The sequence below is a fragment of the Variovorax sp. YR750 genome, assembly GCF_900109805.1.
Taxonomy (GTDB): Bacteria; Pseudomonadota; Gammaproteobacteria; order Burkholderiales; family Burkholderiaceae_C; genus Variovorax; species Variovorax gossypii.
On the sequence record NZ_FOBJ01000019.1, the window covers coordinates 91,120 to 105,994 of the forward strand.

Annotated in this window: 13 protein-coding genes; 5 read left to right on the forward strand and 8 right to left on the reverse strand. The window is 69.8% G+C overall.

All coding sequences use genetic code 11. From position 1 onward, the window contains the following. The first annotated feature begins 39 nt into the window (after window positions 1-39). Complete coding sequence (locus BMY35_RS38440; RefSeq protein WP_256230191.1) at window positions 40-1,413, forward strand: TPM domain-containing protein; 1,374 nt, start codon at window positions 40-42, stop codon at window positions 1,411-1,413. A 7-nt stretch (window positions 1,414-1,420) separates the two neighbouring features. Here BMY35_RS38440 and BMY35_RS31810 read toward each other — a convergent pair whose 3' ends face one another. The 5 genes from BMY35_RS31810 to BMY35_RS31830 all read right to left on the reverse strand — a co-directional run bounded on the left by BMY35_RS31810 (window position 1,421) and on the right by BMY35_RS31830 (window position 7,329). Next, window positions 1,421-2,761: an MFS transporter gene (locus tag BMY35_RS31810; protein ID WP_093207163.1), complete on the reverse strand. Its 1,341-nt coding sequence runs from the start codon at window positions 2,759-2,761 to the stop codon at window positions 1,421-1,423. 100 nt (window positions 2,762-2,861) lie between these two features. Then, entirely contained in the window at window positions 2,862-3,467 is a 606-nt protein-coding gene (locus BMY35_RS31815) for a class I SAM-dependent methyltransferase (protein WP_093207165.1), read from the reverse strand. Between the two features lie 20 nt (window positions 3,468-3,487). Continuing rightward, entirely contained in the window at window positions 3,488-4,180 is a 693-nt protein-coding gene (locus tag BMY35_RS31820) for a redoxin domain-containing protein (RefSeq protein WP_177213755.1), read from the reverse strand. A gap of 94 nt (window positions 4,181-4,274) precedes the next feature. Then, window positions 4,275-6,512: a protein-disulfide reductase DsbD family protein gene (locus BMY35_RS31825; RefSeq protein ID WP_177213756.1), complete on the reverse strand. Its 2,238-nt coding sequence runs from the start codon at window positions 6,510-6,512 to the stop codon at window positions 4,275-4,277. A 43-nt stretch (window positions 6,513-6,555) separates the two neighbouring features. Further along, window positions 6,556-7,329, reverse strand: a complete 774-nt coding sequence (locus tag BMY35_RS31830; RefSeq protein WP_093207464.1) for an alanyl-tRNA editing protein — start codon at window positions 7,327-7,329, stop codon at window positions 6,556-6,558. Between the two features lie 131 nt (window positions 7,330-7,460). Between BMY35_RS31830 and BMY35_RS31835 the strand changes: the two genes are divergently transcribed. Beyond that, entirely contained in the window at window positions 7,461-8,834 is a 1,374-nt protein-coding gene (locus BMY35_RS31835) for a PQQ-dependent sugar dehydrogenase (protein ID WP_177213757.1), read from the forward strand. A gap of 15 nt (window positions 8,835-8,849) precedes the next feature. On the opposite strand, the gene BMY35_RS31840 is transcribed toward BMY35_RS31835, so the two are convergent. Beyond that, window positions 8,850-9,404, reverse strand: a complete 555-nt coding sequence (locus BMY35_RS31840; protein ID WP_093207170.1) for a GNAT family N-acetyltransferase — start codon at window positions 9,402-9,404, stop codon at window positions 8,850-8,852. 73 nt (window positions 9,405-9,477) lie between these two features. Between BMY35_RS31840 and BMY35_RS31845 the strand changes: the two genes are divergently transcribed. Then, window positions 9,478-9,903: a MarR family winged helix-turn-helix transcriptional regulator gene (locus BMY35_RS31845; RefSeq protein ID WP_093207173.1), complete on the forward strand. Its 426-nt coding sequence runs from the start codon at window positions 9,478-9,480 to the stop codon at window positions 9,901-9,903. A 5-nt stretch (window positions 9,904-9,908) separates the two neighbouring features. Beyond that, a complete protein-coding gene (locus BMY35_RS31850; RefSeq protein WP_093207466.1) occupies window positions 9,909-11,675 on the forward strand; it encodes a chloride channel protein in 1,767 nt (588 codons plus the stop codon). 9 nt (window positions 11,676-11,684) lie between these two features. On the opposite strand, the gene BMY35_RS31855 is transcribed toward BMY35_RS31850, so the two are convergent. Continuing rightward, window positions 11,685-12,695, reverse strand: a complete 1,011-nt coding sequence (locus tag BMY35_RS31855) for a zinc-binding alcohol dehydrogenase family protein (protein WP_093207176.1) — start codon at window positions 12,693-12,695, stop codon at window positions 11,685-11,687. 87 nt (window positions 12,696-12,782) lie between these two features. Between BMY35_RS31855 and BMY35_RS31860 the strand changes: the two genes are divergently transcribed. Further along, window positions 12,783-13,691, forward strand: a complete 909-nt coding sequence (locus BMY35_RS31860; protein WP_093207178.1) for a LysR family transcriptional regulator — start codon at window positions 12,783-12,785, stop codon at window positions 13,689-13,691. Window positions 13,692-14,029: 338 nt separating this feature from the next. On the opposite strand, the gene BMY35_RS31870 is transcribed toward BMY35_RS31860, so the two are convergent. Beyond that, the gene (locus BMY35_RS31870) at window positions 14,030-14,827 is read right to left on the reverse strand and encodes an SDR family oxidoreductase (RefSeq protein WP_093207181.1); all 798 of its coding nucleotides are present in this window, start codon (window positions 14,825-14,827) and stop codon (window positions 14,030-14,032) included. Window positions 14,828-14,875 lie beyond the last annotated feature (48 nt).

The following is a 14,875-nucleotide window of genomic DNA, read 5'->3' on the forward strand; positions in this document are numbered from 1 at the left end:
GGCTCATGCCCGGTGTTCGCACAAACCAGGACAGCCCTGGTGCCCGTGCCGCCGATGAAGACGCGGGTGGTCGATCTCACGAACACGCTGGGCGCGAGCGATGCCGAGGCACTGCGACAGGACATCACCGCCCTCGAGAGCAGCACGCAGGCGCAGCTCGCGGTGCTGATCGTGCCGACCACGGGTCAGGAGGCGATCGAGCAGTACGCCACGCGTGTGTTCGCGAAGTGGAAGCTGGGCCGCAAGGACGAGGACGACGGCGTGCTGGTGCTCGTTGCGCTGAAGGACCGGAAGATGCGCATCGAGGTCGGCAAGGGCCTCGAAGGCACCATCACCGACATCCAGGCGGCCGCGATCATCGACCGGCAGATGGCGCCGCGCTTTCGCGGTGGCGACTATGCGGGCGGCGTGCAGGCTGCGGTGCGGGCACTGTCGCAGCTGATCGACGTGCCATCGGCGGCGCAGCCATGGCCCGACACGCTCGCGTCGGACGCAGCGTCCACGCCGCTGCCGGTGGACGAGGAAGCCGTGCGCGAGCCGACGGCATCCGGCGGAGGCATCACGCCCGAGGGGAAGGCCTTCCTTGGCGTCATGCTGTGGAGCATCGGCGTGGGAGCATGGCATGGCCTCGGCGCGGGGCCTCTCGTCGGCACGCGGCGCCGCACCTCGCGGCCTCCTTCGCGCGGCAAGCGTTCGGGCAAGCGCGGACGGCGCATCCAGCGCCCCGAGCCCTGGGCCGAGGCGCTGCATGAGATCGAACCCGAAACGCCTCGCAAGCCGCGCGACTGGCGGCTCGTGCTCGGCCTTGTCGGCGCGGGTCCGCTGGGCGGGGCCGCCATGCTGCTGAATCCGTTCATGGCGGGGTTCCTGGCCATTCCGGCGCTCTTCCTGTACGGCCTTGGCTATCTGTGCGGACGTGTGAAGGAAGTGGCCTATGTGCTCGGCGGCATCGCCGCGGTGATCGCCGCGCTGGTCTGCATTGCCTTCATGGTCGGCGGCGATGTGTTCTGGCCGGGCTTCCTCTGGGCGCTGGCCATCGGCGGCGCGAGCCTGCTGGTCGCGGTCATCGTCTTCGGCATCCGCAACACCTGGCGGGACGGCAGCGCGCTCGGCTTCGCGGTCCGGTGGATCGTCTTGCTGGGCGTGGTCGGCGCGGTGGTCGTGATCACGGAGCCAGGTCCGTTGCCTGACGAGACCTGGATTCCCACTGCGATCGCGACCGTTCTCGCGCTGCTGTTCATGTTCGTCTTCCCGATCTTCGGCTCGGGCAGCGGCGACGGCGACAGTTCCGACAGCGGCTGGAGCAGCGGCTCGTCGAGCAGTTCTTCGAGCAGCAGCAGTTCGTCGTCGGACAGCTCGTCGTCCGGCGGCGGTGGCTCCAGCAGCGGAGGCGGCGCCTCGGGCAGCTGGTAGCTGTCGCTCAGACCGCCGGCACGCGTCCCGCGTCGGCCGGATTCACATTGCGCCGGTACAGCACCAGCGTGGCGATCAGCCCGCAGACGGCGGCGGCGGTCATCCACAGGCCTGGCGCGCCTTTGTCGCCGGTCATCTCGATCAGCCCTGTCGCGATGGCCGGCGTGAAGCCGCCGAAGATCGCGGTGGCGAGGCTGTAGGCGAGCGAGAAGCCGGCGGTGCGCACGTTCACCGGCATCACCTCGGTGAGCGCGACCACCATCGCGCCGTTGTAGCTGGCATAGAGGAACGACAGCCACAGCTCCACTTCGAGCATGCGCGCGAAGCTGGGCGCGCCCACCAGCCACTTGAGGGCCGGGTAGGCGGTGAGGATGGTCAGCACCGTGAACACGATCAGCAGCGGCTTGCGGCCCACGCGGTCGGACAGCGCGCCCATGATCGGCAGCCAGATGAAGTTGGAGATGGCCACGCACAGCGTGACGATCAGCGCGTCGGTGGTGCTCAGGTGCAGCACGGCCTTGCCGAAGGTGGGCGTGTAGACGGTGATCAGGTAGAACGACACGGTGGTCATCGACACCAGCATCATCCCGGCGATCACGAGGCCCCAGTTGGCGACCATCGAGCGGAAGATCTCGCGCGCGTCGGGGCGGTGCTTGCGCGCCATGAACTCCTCGGTCTCCTGCAGCGAGCGACGGATGATGAACAGCACCGGCACGATCAGGCAGCCCACGAAGAAGGGAATGCGCCAGTAGAAGTCGCCGATCTCCTGCGGCGAGAAGGTCACGTTGAGCCAGTAGCCGATGGCCGCCGCCACGACGATGGCCACCTGCTGGCTGGCCGACTGCCAGCTCACGTAGAAGCCCTTGTGGCCCGGCGTCGCCATCTCCGACAGGTACACCGACACGCCGCCGAGCTCCACGCCGGCCGAGAAGCCCTGCAGCAGCCGGCCGATGAGCACCAGCAGCGGCGCCGCCAGGCCGATGGTCGCGTAGGCGGGCACGCAGGCGATCAGCAGCGTGCCGAGCGCCATCAGTGCGAGCGTGACGATCAGGCCCTTGCGGCGGCCGACGCGGTCGACGTACGCGCCCAGGAAGATCGCGCCCAGCGGACGCATCAGGAAGCCGGCGCCGAAGGTCATGAAGGTCAGCATCAGCGAGGCGTACTCGTTGCCGGCCGGGAAGAATGCCTTCGAGATCTGCGTGGCGTAGAAGCCGAACAGGAAGAAGTCGAACATCTCCATGAAGTTGCCGCCGGTCACGCGCAGGACGGTGGCGAACTTGGAGGAGGAGGCGGTGGTGGAGGCGCGGGCGGCAGTGCCCGGTTGCGCGGCGCTGGGCGCAGGATTCATCTTGTTGTCCCCTTGGGCTGTACTGGCGATGTGTGCGCCCCAAGGGTAGGCCGGGCTCCCCGACCGCAACCTGACTGCGCCGGTCAGGTAGCTGTCACTGTCACGCGGGGCGCTGCAGGACCAGGAAGCTCCAGCGCACGTCGGCGCGGCCCAGCATGTCCTCGCGTTCGCCGAGAAAGCGCGGCAGCAGTCCGTGTCGGGCCGCGAGTTCGATCGTTTCGGGCGCCGAGACTTCGAACATGCGCCGGCCCTCGGGCACGGGACCATGGCGCAGCGACATCGCGACCTGGCCGCCTTCGGCCACCAGCCCCGCGAGAGCTTCCATGGCGGCAGCGCGCTCGGCGGCGTCCAGGTGCATCCACACGGCGGTCAGGAGGATCAGGTCATGCCGCACGCCGAGTGCCAGCGTGCGAGCCAGCCCGGGCAGGTGGTCGTCGATCCATTCGATGGGCAGCGCGGCGTGGCGGCGCATGCCTTCGGCGCGCAACTCGGGCGTGGGCTCCACCGCCACCACCCGGTGGCCCAGCGCGGCGAGCGCCGCGGCGTCGCGCCCGGAACCGGCACCGATGTCCAGCACGCGGCCCGGCGTGCTTGGAAACAGGTGCAGCACTTCGCGGTGGACGTCCTCGAAGCGAAGGCTCTCGTACTGCTGCGCGAGCGCCCCGGCATTGGCGCCGTAGCCGGCCGTTCCTCGAACTTCGCTCATCCGGCGCGGGGCGTCCTGCGTCAGGTCTTGTACTTGATCGAGCAGCCGTAGGGCCGCGTGGCGGCGGCCGAGATCGGCTTGCCGCCGAAGGCCTCGCCCAGGGCCTGGTTCACGTAGTTGGTCGCGGTCTTGATGTCGTCCACGCGCGCCGAGGCGATGCTGTCGATGCCGCCCGCGTACACCAGCGTGCCCTTGGGGTCGATGATGAAGATGTGCGGCGTGGTGCGCGCGCCGTAGACCTGGCCGATGAGGCCGTCCTCGTCCATCAGCACGGCGGTGGGCGCGGCCTTCTGCGACTTCATCCAGGCGTCGAGCGCGTCGGGCTTGAGGTAGTCGGACGCGGCGCGCTCGGTGGAATTGATGGCGAGCCACACCACGCCCTTGTCGGTCGCGGCCTTCTGCGTGGCGGGCATGTTGCCGCTGCCGTAGTGCTTGCGCACGAAGGGGCAGCCGGGGTTGGTCCATTCGAGCACCACGAACTTGCCCGCGAAGTCGGACAGCTTGTGCTTGGCGCCGTTGGTGTCGACCGCGACGAAGTCGGGCGCCTGCTGGCCCACGGTGGGTGCGGCCGCGGCGTTGTTGCCCATCAGGAAGGTGGCGCCGAGCGCCACGGCTGCTGCGACGACGGCACGGCGGGAGGCCCGGCTCAGGGCGGCGCGGGCATTGCGCGCGGCGCGGAAGGAACGCGAGTCTGCGGTTGGCGAGAGAGACATGGCCAGCTTGAACTCCAAAACAAAATTCCAAACAACAACTGCAGCTTAGAACGGTTTCTTCAAGTGCATGTGACAACCCATGTCACGCCGGTGGTCAAAGCGCGGCAAGCGCGGCGCGGACCTCGTCCTTGCCCAGTATCTCCGTCAGCACGACCGGCGGCTTGCCCGGCGCCTGCAGCACGTACACCGGCACGCCGCTGCGTCCCAGCGCGGTGAGCGCGGCGGTGATGGCGGGGTCGCGGCGGGTCCAGTCGGCGCGCAGCGTGGCGACCTTCTTGGCGTCGAAGTCGGCCAGCACCTGCGCGTCGGACAGGGTGCTCTTCTTGTTGTACTGGCAGGTCACGCACCAGGCGGCGGTGAAGTCGATGAACACGGGACGGCCCGCGTCAGACAACTGCGCCACGCGTTCGGCGGACCATGGCTGCCAGCGCTGGCCGGCGGCGCCCGGCGCGGCCGATGCCAGCTTGGCGGGCTCCACCGCCTGCAGCACGTTGCGGCCGATGGCGGCAGTGAGCACGGCGGTGAATGCGATCAGCACGCCCGCGATCACGACCCGCGCGCGCCCGCGCAGCGTGAGCGCCCAGACGATGGCGGCCAGGCACACCAGCAGCGCCAGCAGCGTGCCCGCGCCGTCGATGCCGCTTTGCTGGCCGAGCACCCACACCAGCCACGCCACGGTGGCGAACATCGGGAAGGCGAGCAGGCGGCGCAGCGTGCCCATCCACGGTCCGGGCTTGGGCAGCAGATAGGCCACGGCGGGCACGAAGCCGGCCACGAGATACGGCAGCGCCAGCCCGAAGCCCAGCGCCGCGAACAGCAGCAGCGCCTGGGCCGCCGGCAGGCCGATGGCGAAGCCGAGCGAGGCGCCCATGAACGGCGCGGAGCAGGGCGATGCGATGACCACGGCGAGCACGCCGGAAAGAAAGTCGTTGGCCAGCGGATGCTTGGCCTGCGCGCTGCACACCGAGGAAGGCGCGGCGCGGCCGAACTCGAACACGCCCGCGAGGTTCAGCCCGATCAGCGTGAAGAGCGCCGCCAGTGCAGCCACCACGCCCGGCGACTGCAGCTGGAAGCCCCAGCCCAGCCCCGCACCCGCCGCGCGCAGCGCGAGCATGCCGCCGCCCAGCGCAAGGAAGGACAGCATCACGCCGCCCGTATAGGCCAGCCCGGCCTTGCGGTGCGCGCTGGCGTTGCCCGCCTGCCGCGCGAAGCCCAGCACCTTGATCGCGAGGATCGGGAACACGCAGGGCATCAGGTTCAGCAGCAGGCCGCCGAACAGCGCGCCCAGCAGCGCGGCCAGGAAGGTGGTGGAAGAGGGGGCGGGCAGGTCGCCGGACTTCGCGGCCGCGGCATTCGCAGCGTTGGCCGCGAGCGCCGCCTGCAGGGCCGGCGACACCTCGGCGGCACGCGGCGCGGCGGCCGTGGGCCAGGTGCCCGAGACGGGGGCCTCGGCGCGCCATGCCACCGGCTGGCCGGCCTGCCGGTCGGCCTCGGCCAGCGTCACCACCACCGGCATCGCCGTGGGGCTCGCGCTGCGCTGGTCGGCCAGCGGCATCGTGGCGGTCCAGGTGTCGCCCTGCCAGGATTGGGTCCAGTCCTTGCCGGAGACGGCCGCGGTGCGGATCACCTCGGGGGTCTCGGGGAAGAACTCCAGTGTCTTGCCCTGCGCGGCGGCCGGCAGGCCCTCGAGCCGCACCTTCAGGCTGTGGCCCTCGACCTCGATGGCGCCCGGCTTGGCCAGCGGCGCGGGCCGGGCGGCGAAGGCGGTATCGAACTCGGCCTTGTGCAGCGCGGTCGAGCCCTGCAGCGGCAGCGCCAGCGTGAAGGTGCCTTCCTCGGGAATGCATTCCTTGCGGCAGACCAGCCAGGAAGCCTTGAGCTGGATGTCCATCGCCGGGGTGCCGCCCAGCGCCACCGGCGGCTTGTAGAGCGTGGACACCTCCAGCGGTACCGGCAGCAGCACGGTGTTCTCGTAGCCGTAGTTCGCGAGGGTGCCGACCGGGATCTTCTTCGGCGCCGGCCAGGCGACCTCGCCGGTGGACACGCCGGCCGGCAGGGTCCACGTCATCTCGGTGGGCAGGCCCGAATCGCCGGCGTTCTTCCAGTAGGTGTGCCACTCGGGCTGGTGCGCGATCTGCAGGCCGACCCATACCGGGGCACCGGGCGTCACGCCGTCCGGGGCGTGGGCGATGAGTTCGGCGCGCACATGGGGGGTGGTGACCACCGCGCCCGGCTTCGATGCCAGCTCGGGAGTCGATTGCGCCGCGGCCGGCATGCTGGCTGCAGCTGTTGCTATCAGAAGCGTAGCGAATTGGATGCGCGGAAAGATCATGCCGTCAGTCGGAGCAATCGGTGGGGGCGAAGTTCCGGGCGCTTCAGGCCGCCGCGGTTGCCTGCGGGGCCCAGCCCAGCACCACGCGCCGGCTGCTGGCGCTCTTCTTTTCTATCTTGGTGACCACCACCGCGCCGATTTCCGCGGTGTTTGCAACATGCGTGCCGCCGCAGGGCTGCAGGTCGATCTGCGCGTCGTCCGGGCCGGTTCCGCCGATGCGGATGGTGCGCACCGTGCCCGAGCCGCGCGGCGGCTGCACGCTCATGCTCTTCACCAGCGCCGGGTTGGCGTCGAGCTCCTCGTCGGTGATGGCGCCCACGGTCAGCGGGTGGGCCGCCTCGACCAGCCGGGCCAGGCCGGCCGTCAGCGAGTCCTTGTCCAGCGGGTCGGTCATGTGGAAGTCGAGCCGTGCGTACTCGGGGGTGATGGAGCAGCCGTTCACAGGCTGCGGCACCAGGTGGCACAGGAGATGGGTGGCCGTGTGGAAGCGCATCAGCCGGTGGCGGCGCTCCCAGTCGAGGCGGGCGGTGACGGTGTCGCCGGGCTTCAGCGCCGCCAGCAGGTCTTCCTGGCCGGGCGCCGGCACATGGATGAACTCGTCGGTCGGGCGGCCTTCCGCGTCCTTGGCCTTGCGGGTGTCGGCGATGACGATCTCGCGTCCGCCGGCCAGGGCCAGCACGCCGCTGTCTCCGGCCTGCCCGCCGCCCTGCGGATAGAACACGGTGCGGTCGAGCACGATGCCGGCATCGTCGATGCGCGCCACGCGGGCGTCGCAGCTGCGCAGGTAGGCGTCGGCGCGGAACAGGTCGTCGGTCATCCGGCGATGGTAGCGGCGATGCGCGAATGAGGTGCGCCCACGCCAGAAAGCGCCCACGACCGACACTCCCGGGCCCGCCCGCCTTGGGATGATGCGCCGCATGCGGCAGTCGGCCGCGCGAAGGATCACGCATGAATCGACCGCAGCAAGTACCCACCCGCATGGGGCCTTCATGGCCGCGCACCGCGGTCGCGGCATTGGCCGCCGTGCTGCTCGCCGCCGGCTGCGGCGAGGCCGCCAAGCTCGCCCCCGAGCTGACGACCGGCCCTCGGCCGCAGCTGGCCGAGCCGAACAGGACGCTGATTCCCACCGTCAACGTCGCCACCGCCGTCGGCTGGACCGACACCGCCGCGCCCGTGCCCGCCGAGGGCCTGAAGGTGACGGCGCTGGCGCGCGGCCTCGACCACCCGCGCTGGGTCTACACGCTGCCCAACGGCGACATCCTGGTGGCCGAGAGCAACAAGCCGCCCAGGCCCGCCGACAGCAACGACGGCGGCAGCGGCCCCGTCGCCAAGATCCGCAACTGGGTCATGGGCAAGGTCATGGGCCGCGCCGGCGCGGGCGTGCCCAGCGCCGACCGCATCACCCTGCTGCGCGACGCCAACGGCGACGGCCTGGCCGAGGTCAGGCAGGTGTTCATGAGCAACCTGCGCTCGCCCTACGGCATGGCGCTGGTCGGCAACGAGCTCTTCATCGCCAATGCCGACGCACTGGTGAAGGTGCCCTACACCGAGGGCCAGACCTCGATCGGCGCCAGCCCGACGCTGGTGACGCAGCTGCCCGCCGGCATCAACCACCACTGGACCAAGAACGTGATCGCCAACGCCGACGGCAGCAAGCTCTACGTGACGGTGGGCTCCAACAGCAATATCGGCGAGAACGGGCTGCCGGCCGAGGCGGGCCGGGCCGCCATCTGGGAAGTCGACACGAAGTCGGGTGAGAAGCGCCTCTTCGCCAGCGGCCTGCGCAACCCCAACGGCATGGGCTGGGAGCCCGACACCCAGGTGCTGTGGACCGTGGTGAACGAGCGCGACGAGATCGGCAGCGACCTCGTGCCCGACTACCTCACCTCGGTGAAGGACGGCGCCTTCTACGGCTGGCCCTGGAGCTACTACGGCGGCGTGGTCGACGCGCGCGTCACGCCGCAGAACCCGGAGATGGTCGCCAAGGCGATCGCGCCCGACTACGCGCTGGGCTCGCACGTCGCGCCGCTCGGCCTGGCCTTCTCGCGCCCGGGCGGCATGCCCGAGCAGTTCGCCAGCGGCGTCTTCATCGGCGAGCACGGCTCGTGGAACCGCAAGCCCAAGTCGGGCTACAAGGTGGTATTCGTGCCCTTCATCGGCGGCAAGCCCAGCGGGCCGCCCGTCGACGTGCTGACCGGCTTCCTGACGGCCGACGAGAAGGCGCAGGGCCGGCCGGTGGGCGTGGCGCTGGACAAGAGCGGTGCGCTGATCGTGGCGGACGACGTGGGCAACGCCGTGTGGCGCGTGTCGAAGGCCAAGTAGCGCTCCTTCCTTTCTTCAGCCCTGCGGGCGCGCGATGCGGTAGAGCCGGTGCCGCCGCAGTGCGTGCCCCTCGGGCACCAGCGGGTGGTCGAAGGCGCCGTCCACGTCTTCCTTCATGCCGATGCGCTCCATCACCGCGCTGGAGCGGGTGTTGTTCCATGCGGTGAAGGCGACGATCTCCCGAAGCCCCAGCTGCCCGAAGCCCACCTGCAGCGCGGCGCGTGCCGCCTCGCTGGCGTAGCCATGGCCCCACCACTTGCGTGCGAAACGCCATCCGATCTCCACGCAGGGCGAGAAGGGCAGCTCGGCCGCCGGTGAATTGAGCCCGGTGAAGCCCATGAACTCGCCCGAGTCCTTGTGCTCGACCGCCCAGAAGCCCCAGCCGTTCTCGGCGATGCGCGAGCGCGTGCGCGCGACCGCCGCGTCGCTGTCGGCGCGCGTGGGCAGCGGCAGCAAAAATTCCATCACCTGCGGATCGCCCGCGAGCTCGAAGAAGGGTGCCAGGTCGCTGTCGCGCCACTGGCGCAGACGCAGGCGGGGCGTGTCGGATTCGATGATGTCGGCAGTCATGCCATCGATTGTGTCGCACGGCAAATATGTCATGACGTGATATATTCGCGGCCGTTCCGTCGACCGCACCGCCATGGCTCCCACACCCCGCAAGCTCGCCAAGAAGGACTTCGAGGCGCTCTCCCAGTTCCGCTACCAGATGCGCCGCTTCGAGCGCTTTTCCGAACGCGCCGCGCAGGGCGAGGGCCTCACGCCGCAGCAGTACCTGGTGCTGCTGCACATCAAGGGCGTGCCCGGGCGCGACTGGGCCTCGGTGGGCGAGATCGCCGAGCGCCTGCAGCTGCAGCCGCACGGCGCGGTCGCGCTGGTCACGCGCTGCGAGGCGCTCGGGCTCGTGCAGCGCCGGCCCAGCGAAACCGACCGCCGGCAGGTCGAGGTGCACCTGCTCGCCGAGGGCGAGAAGCTGCTGTCGAGGCTGGCCGAACTCCACCGCGCGGAACTGCGCTCGCTCAAGGGCGTGTTCGACGTGCCGCAGATCGATCTTCCCGACGCCCCGTGAGCACCATGACGACCAAGGCTTCCTCCCACCCGCCGCGCGGCGACTTCGCGCTCAACACGCGGCTCATGCGCATCACCGTCATGGCCGCCTTCATCGGCGCCATCAGCACCGTGGCCGCGCGCGTGCTGCTCGACCTGATCCGCTTCTTCACCAACCTGTTCTTCTTCCAGACCTTCTCTCTGGCAGAGCGCTCGCCGGCCACGCACACGCTGGGCGCATGGGTCATCGTGGTGCCGGTGATCGGCGGGCTCATCGTCGGGCTGGTGGCGCGCTACGGCTCCGACAAGATCCGCGGCCACGGCATTCCCGAGGCCATCGAGGCGATCCTGTTCGGCAAGAGCCGCATGTCGCCGAAGGTGGCGCTGCTCAAGCCGCTCTCGTCGGGCATCGTCATCGGCAGCGGCGGGCCCTTCGGCGCCGAGGGGCCGATCATCATGACCGGCGGCGCCATCGGCTCGCTGATCGCGCAGCACTTCCGTCTCACTGCCGCAGAGCGCAAGGCGCTGCTGGTGGCGGGCGCCACCGCCGGCATGACGGCCGTGTTCGGCACGCCGGTGGCTGCGGTGCTGCTGGCCGTCGAGCTGCTGCTGTTCGAGCTGCGCCCGCGCAGCCTGCTGCCGGTGGCCGTGGCCTGCGCGGTGGCGGGCTTCGCGCGGCCGCTGCTGATGGACCCGGGCCCGCTCTTCCCGCTGCAGACGGCCGTGCCCGGCCCGCTCGCCATGCTGTCGTGCGTGATCGCGGGCGTGCTGTGCGGCGCGCTGTCGGCGTCGCTCTCGATCTCGCTCTACAAGGTGGAAGACTGGTTCGGCAAGCTACCGCTGCACTGGATGTGGTGGCCCGCCATCGGCGGCCTGGCCGTGGGCATCGGCGGCTGGCTGCAGCCGCGCGCGCTGGGCGTGGGCTACGACGTGATCGGCGACCTGTTGCACAACCACCTCGCGCTCGGCGTGGTGCTCGCGCTGCTGGCGGTGAAGGCCGTCATCTGGGCCATCTCGCTGGGCTCCGGCACCTCGGGCGGCGTGCTTGCGCCGCTGCTGATGATGGGCGCCGGCCTCGGCGTGGTGCTGTCGCACGTGCTGCCCGGCAACGATCCGATGCTCTGGCCGCTGGTCTGCATGGCGGCCACGCTGGGCGGCGTGATGCGCGCGCCGCTCACCGCCACCATCTTCGCCTTCGGGCTCACGCACGACAGCAACGCGCTGCTGCCGCTGCTGGCCACATCGGCCGTGGCCTACGGCTTCACCGTGCTGACGATGCGCCGCTCGATCCTCACCGAGAAGATCGCGCGCCGCGGCTATCACATCTACCGCGAGTACGGCATCGATCCGCTGGAGCGGCATTCGGTGGAAGAAGTGATGACGCGCGAGGTGCGCAGCATCGACGCGGCCATGCCGGTGACGCAGGCGCTGTTCGAGCATTTCGGCGAAGGGCAGGCGCATCGCGCGTTCCCGGTGCTGCGCAACGGCACGGTGATCGGCGTGGCCGATCGCGCGATGCTCGCCGCGCGCGGCACGAGCGACCCGATCGCCACGGTGGGCGATGCCTGCGCCGACGCGCCGCTCTACTTCGCGCTGCCGGGCGAGAACTGCCGCGCCGTCGCCACGCGGCTGGCGCGCCACAGGCTGGAGCGGCTGCCGGTGGTGAAGGACGCGCAGTCGCTCGCTCTCGTCGGCATCGTGGCGCGCAGCGATCTCATCAAGCCATCGCTCGCGCACTTCGACGAAGAGGAAAAGCGCGAGCGCATGCGCGGACTGCCGTGGCAGTCCAGCTAGCGCGGGCGCTCAGAACCCCGCCAGCACCACCTTGCCCTGCGCCTTGCCGCTCTCGATGAGCGCGTGGGCCTTGCGCAGGTTGGCGGCGTTGATGGTGCCGAAGCTCGCGTTCGCGGTGGTGCGGATGCGGCCCGCGTCGACCAGCGCGGCCACCTCGGCCAGCAGCGCGCCTTGCTCGGCGATGTCGGGCGTCTCGAAGCGCGAGCGCGCGAACATCATTTCCCAGTGCAGCGAGATGCACTTGGTCTTCAGCGGCATCGCGTCGAGCACCTTCATGTCGTCGATCACCGCGAGCTGGCCCTGGGGCTTGAGGCTCTCGATGATCTGCGCGTAGTGCTGGTCGGTCTGCGTGAGGCTGGCGACCATGTCGACCTCATTGATACCGGCGGCCCTGAGCTCGGCCGCGAGCGGCTTCGAATGGTCGATGACCGTGTGCGCGCCCAGCTCCAGGCACCATGCGCGGGTTTCGGCGCGCGAGGCGGTGGCGACCACGCGCAGCTTGGTCAGCTGGCGCGCGAGCTGGATGAGGATGGAACCCACGCCGCCCGCGCCGCCGGTGACCAGCAGCGTCTGTCCCTCGCCGCCGCCCTTGGGCACGCGCAGGCGGTCGAACAGCAGCTCGTAGGCGGTGATGGTGGTCAGCGGCAGCGCGGCGGCCTGCGAGTCGTCGAGGCTCTTCGGCGCCAGCGCCGCGATGCGCTCGTCCACCGCGTGCAGTTCGGCGTTGCTGCCGGGGCGGATGATCGAACCTGAGTAGTACACGCGGTCGCCGGTCCTGAAGTTCTTCACGCCGGAGCCGACGGCCTCGACGGTACCGACCGCGTCCCAGCCCAGCACCTTGGCCTGGCCGGCCTCGGGCGCGGCGTTCTTGCGGACCTTGGTGTCCACCGGGTTGACCGACACCGCCTTCACGCGCACCAGCAGGTCGCGCGCGCCGGGCACGGGGGCCGGCAGCTCGATGTCCTGCAGCGATTCGGGGTTGTCGATGGGGAGGGGCTGGTAGTAGCCGACGGCTTTCATGGCGAATGCACCTTTCAGTAACGATGACTGAACTGTAGGATCGCAAGGCTGATTTGATAAGTAAGCCGAAATCAGCAACAGTTTCAAATGAAGATTGAAAATATCTCAGACCTGCAGGTGCTTGTGCACACGGCGCGCGCCGGCACGCTGACGGCGGCGGCGCATGCGCTGGGCATCACGCCGGCCGCGGCCAGCGCCACGCTCAAGCGGCTGGAGGCGCAGCTCGGCGCGCGGCTCTTCGAGCGCTCCACCCGCGCGATGCGCCTCACGCCGCAGGGGCAGACGCTGCTCGACTACGCGGTGCGCGCCTTCGAGCTGCTGGACGAGGGGGAGTCGCTGGTCACGGCGGATCGCGGGGAGCTGGTCGGCACATTGCGCGTGGCCTCGCCGTCGGACCTCACGCGCAGCACGCTGCTGCCTTGGTTCGACGAGTTCCTGGCGCTGCATCCGGGCGTGCAGTTGTCGCTGTCGGTGGGGGATCGGCCGCTGGATGTGATGCGCGACGAGGTCGACGTGGCGCTGCGGTATGGGGCGCTGGCCGATTCGCGGCTGGTGGCGAGGGCTTTTGCGCTGACCAATCCGCTGCTGACTGCTTCACCCGACTATTTGCGGCGGCATCCGGCGCCTCGGGTGCCTCAGGACCTGGTGCATCACAACTGCCTGATCTTCAATCGGTCGGGGCGGCGGCACCGGGTCTGGCGGTTTGCGCAGAACGGGCAGTGGACGGAGGTGCGGGTGAATGGGAACCGCAGCGTGGATGACGCTTCGCTGGCGCGGGAGTGGACTGTGGCGGGGTATGGGATTTCCTTGAAGTCTGCTTTGGATGTGCGCAATGACATTCGGGAAGGGAGGCTCGTGCGGTTGCTGGCGGATTGGGAGACTGAGCCTTATCCGTTGCATGCGTTGTTGCCTAGTGGAAGGTTTGTGCCGGCTCGGGTTCGGGCGTTTGTCGATTTTCTTGCTCTGAAGTTCGAGGCTTTGTTGGCTGTGGCTTGAGGTTTGGTTTCCGGGGCCGGGACTCGCCCCGGCGGGCGGCCTACTTTTCTTTGCTTCGCCAAAGAAAAGTAGGCAAAAGAAAGGCGACCCCACTGTCTGCGACCCTTCGCTTCGCTACGGGCAACCTGCGGTGCTCGCGTTTCGCGGGGTCTCGCAGAACTCGCTTCGCTCAGACAGCTGCGAGCCCTTGTCCGCGAAACGCTGCGCTCCTCGGCGCAGCCAGAGGGGAGGGGAGACGAACGGGCCTTTGCTTCGCTCGGCCTTGTTTTTCTCCCTCTCCCTCTGGGAGAGGGTTGGGGTGAGGGCTGCGGCGTTCGATGGAGCCGTGCCTTGCTTCCTCAGATCATCGGCGTCACCGCACCGTCCATCGCCACGATGGCGCCGGTCACGTAGCTCGCTTTCGGCGACGCGAGGAACAGCACTGTGTTGGCCACTTCCTCCGGGGTGGCGATGCGGCCCAGGGGCAGGCGGGCCTTGGCTCGCTCCAGCGCTTCGTCTGTGCCGATGCCTTGCAGCTTCGCGTCGGCCTTCATGCCTTCCTGCAGGCGCTCGGTGAGGGTGAGGCCGGGGTTCACTGCGTTCACGCGCACGCCCTTGGCGGCGTAGGCGGCGGCCATGCCGGCGCTCACGAGCATGAGGGCGGCGTTGGCGGCGCCGCCGGCCATGTGGACGGGGCTGGCGACCTTGCCGCCCTGGCCGATGACGTTGACGATGGCGCCGCGTCCGCGCTGGCCCATGCGCTTGACCACCGGGTCGATCATGTGGATGTAGGTGAAGTACTTGGCGTCCATCGCGTCGTGCCATGACGACGCCGTCAGCTCGTCGGGCGGTGTGCGGCGCGCGGCGCCGGCGGAGTTGACGAGCACGTCGACGGGGCCGAAGGCTTTCTCGGCGGCGTCTAGGGCGGCGACTGCGCCGGCCGGGTCCTTGAGGTCGGCTGCGTGGATGGAGACACGGCCCTCCGCCTGCGCGAACGCGGCGACCAGCGTGCTTCGGCCCCGCTCGAGGTTGGCGAGGTCGCGCGAGACGAGGCTCACGCGCGCGCCTTCGCGCAGGAAGCCCAGCGCGCAGGCCAGGCCGATGCCCTTGCTGCCGCCGGTGATGAGTACGTGCTGGTCCTGGAGCTGGAGGTCCATGAAAGAGTCCTTGCTGGTGGGATGGGAGTGGCGGCGATTGAAGCACCG

What these genes read in the sequence shown, in the direction of transcription:
- BMY35_RS31810 (WP_093207163.1), bottom strand. Translation starts at nt 2,761, where the DNA reads ATGAATCCTGCGCCCAGCGCCGCGCAACCGGGCACTGCCGCCCGCGCC.
- BMY35_RS31815 (WP_093207165.1), bottom strand. Translation starts at nt 3,467, where the DNA reads ATGAGCGAAGTTCGAGGAACGGCCGGCTACGGCGCCAATGCCGGGGCG.
- BMY35_RS31820 (WP_177213755.1), bottom strand. Translation starts at nt 4,180, where the DNA reads ATGTCTCTCTCGCCAACCGCAGACTCGCGTTCCTTCCGCGCCGCGCGC.
- BMY35_RS31825 (WP_177213756.1), bottom strand. Translation starts at nt 6,512, where the DNA reads ATGATCTTTCCGCGCATCCAATTCGCTACGCTTCTGATAGCAACAGCT.
- BMY35_RS31830 (WP_093207464.1), bottom strand. Translation starts at nt 7,329, where the DNA reads ATGACCGACGACCTGTTCCGCGCCGACGCCTACCTGCGCAGCTGCGAC.
- BMY35_RS31835 (WP_177213757.1), top strand. Translation starts at nt 7,461, where the DNA reads ATGAATCGACCGCAGCAAGTACCCACCCGCATGGGGCCTTCATGGCCG.
- BMY35_RS31840 (WP_093207170.1), bottom strand. Translation starts at nt 9,404, where the DNA reads ATGACTGCCGACATCATCGAATCCGACACGCCCCGCCTGCGTCTGCGC.
- BMY35_RS31845 (WP_093207173.1), top strand. Translation starts at nt 9,478, where the DNA reads ATGGCTCCCACACCCCGCAAGCTCGCCAAGAAGGACTTCGAGGCGCTC.
- BMY35_RS31850 (WP_093207466.1), top strand. Translation starts at nt 9,909, where the DNA reads ATGACGACCAAGGCTTCCTCCCACCCGCCGCGCGGCGACTTCGCGCTC.
- BMY35_RS31855 (WP_093207176.1), bottom strand. Translation starts at nt 12,695, where the DNA reads ATGAAAGCCGTCGGCTACTACCAGCCCCTCCCCATCGACAACCCCGAA.
- BMY35_RS31860 (WP_093207178.1), top strand. Translation starts at nt 12,783, where the DNA reads ATGAAGATTGAAAATATCTCAGACCTGCAGGTGCTTGTGCACACGGCG.
- BMY35_RS31870 (WP_093207181.1), bottom strand. Translation starts at nt 14,827, where the DNA reads ATGGACCTCCAGCTCCAGGACCAGCACGTACTCATCACCGGCGGCAGC.